The organism is Polaromonas sp. P1_G4 (genome assembly GCF_056405475.1).
Map to the genome: position 1 here is coordinate 1 of NZ_JBFUCA010000663.1, position 1,926 is coordinate 1,926.

At 58.0% G+C, this 1,926-nt stretch carries 3 protein-coding genes; 1 reads left to right on the forward strand and 2 read right to left on the reverse strand.

Annotation, left to right across the window (positions count from 1 at the left end):
• Positions 1-176, reverse strand: a 176-nt coding sequence (locus AC1D1X_RS21935; RefSeq protein ID WP_477699181.1) for a type B 50S ribosomal protein L31, incomplete at its 3' end; no start/stop codon positions are given.
• 299 nt (positions 177-475) lie between these two features.
• Complete coding sequence (gene rho, locus AC1D1X_RS21940) at positions 476-1,738, reverse strand: transcription termination factor Rho (protein ID WP_348050341.1); 1,263 nt, start codon at positions 1,736-1,738, stop codon at positions 476-478.
• Between rho and AC1D1X_RS21945 the strand changes: the two genes are divergently transcribed.
• The coding region (locus AC1D1X_RS21945; RefSeq protein WP_477699180.1) for a hypothetical protein at positions 1,737-1,926 on the forward strand (190 nt) is incomplete at its 3' end. The two genes, rho and AC1D1X_RS21945, sit on opposite strands and share 2 nt — an antisense overlap.

The following is a 1,926-nucleotide window of genomic DNA, read 5'->3' on the forward strand; positions in this document are numbered from 1 at the left end:
GTGTAGAAAGGGTGCGATTCGCTGGACGTATCGAGCTTGTACAGGGGCAGTTCGCGACCGTCGTCCATCTTCACCATTTCTTTGGTGTTCACGCAGGAGCGGGTGACGAACTTGAAGTTGTTGGACAGGTCCAGGAAACAAACTTCGCGGTAGTTGGGGTGAATGCCTTCTTTCATGATCTTTCCTTATTCGTTGCGGGAGCCACACCAAGCCAGTCCTGGGCACTTTCCGCTAAGCCGCACATTATAGCACCCCCGTCCAAGTTCACTGCGTGTAACTTGTTCCCCCCTCAAGGGGGCGGCGCCTTGGGCCGGCGAAGCCGGACCCTCGGCCCCCGCTGGTAAATACCCCACTGGTTGCGCCCTGGATCTTCAATCCAGTATGAGCCGCGGGACTGGCTTTGCCAGACCGCAGGCGGGCGGCCCCCTCGGGGGGCAGGAAGCTACACGAAGTGAGCGACCGTGGGGGCCACGTTCTAGCCGCCCCGCCTCATCATGTCGAAGAATTCGTGGTTGTTCTTCGTCGCTTTCATGTTCTTGAGCATCAGCTCCATGGATTCGATTTCATCCATGTTGTACATGAATTGACGCAAAATTCGCGACTTTTGGAGAATTTCGGGTGCAAGTAACAGCTCTTCCTTGCGGGTGCCGCTGCGGTTGAGGTGAATTGCCGGGAACACGCGTTTTTCGTACAGGCGGCGGTCCAGGTGGATTTCGCAGTTGCCGGTGCCCTTGAATTCTTCAAAGATCACTTCGTCCATGCGGCTGCCGGTGTCTACCAGCGCGGTGCCGATGATGGTCAGGCTGCCGCCTTCTTCAATATTGCGGGCCGCACCGAAGAAGCGCTTGGGGCGCTGCAGTGCGTTGGCGTCCACACCGCCGGTCAGCACTTTGCCCGATGAAGGCAACACGTTGTTGTAGGCGCGGGCCAGGCGGGTGATGGAGTCCAGCAGGATAACGACGTCCTTGCCGAGTTCAACCAGGCGCTTGGCGCGTTCGATCACCATTTCGGCCACATGCACGTGGCGTGCGGCGGGTTCGTCAAAAGTGGAGGAGATCACTTCGCCGCGCACGCTGCGCTGCATTTCGGTCACTTCTTCAGGGCGCTCGTCCACCAGCAGCACCATCATGACCACTTCAGGGTAGTTGGCGGTAATGGCGTGGGCGATGTTCTGCATCATCACGGTCTTGCCGGACTTGGGCGGTGCGACCAGCAGGGCGCGCTGGCCTTTGCCGATAGGCGCGACGATGTCGATGATGCGGCTGGTCAGGTTCTCTTCGCCCTTGATGTCGCGTTCGAGCTTGAACTGCTCGCGTGGGAACAGCGGGGTCAAGTTCTCGAACATGACCTTGTGCTTGTTGTCTTCAGGCAGGCCGTCGTTGACCTTGTCGAGCTTGTTCAGGGCAAAGTAGCGCTCGCCATCCTTGGGGGTGCGCACTTCGCCTTCAATCATGTCGCCGGTGTGCAGGTTGAAGCGGCGAATCTGGCTGGGGCTGATGTAGATGTCGTCGGTGCTGGCCGTGTAGCTTGAATCCGGAGCACGGAGGAAACCGAAACCGTCGGGCAGCACTTCCAGCACGCCGTCGGCCACGATGGTCTCACCGGTTTTTGCACGTTTTTTGATGATGGCGAACATCAGCTCCTGCTTGCGCATACGGCCGACGTTTTCGATCTCAAGGGCTTCGGCCTGCTTGAGGACTTCAGACACGTGCAGTGCCTTGAGTTCGTTTAAGTGCATGGAGTTACTCCTTGCGGAGTTCATTGATGGAAACGGGGGAGGTTTGAAAAGAAGCCGCAGAAGATGGCTTACAAACCGGGAACTCGAACCAGGCAGCGAGTGCCGTCTGGTGAATAAAGCACATTATGACAGGAAATTCATGCAGGAAATCAAGGCATTTTTCCTGCGTCCGGCCAGCGGCCGGGGGA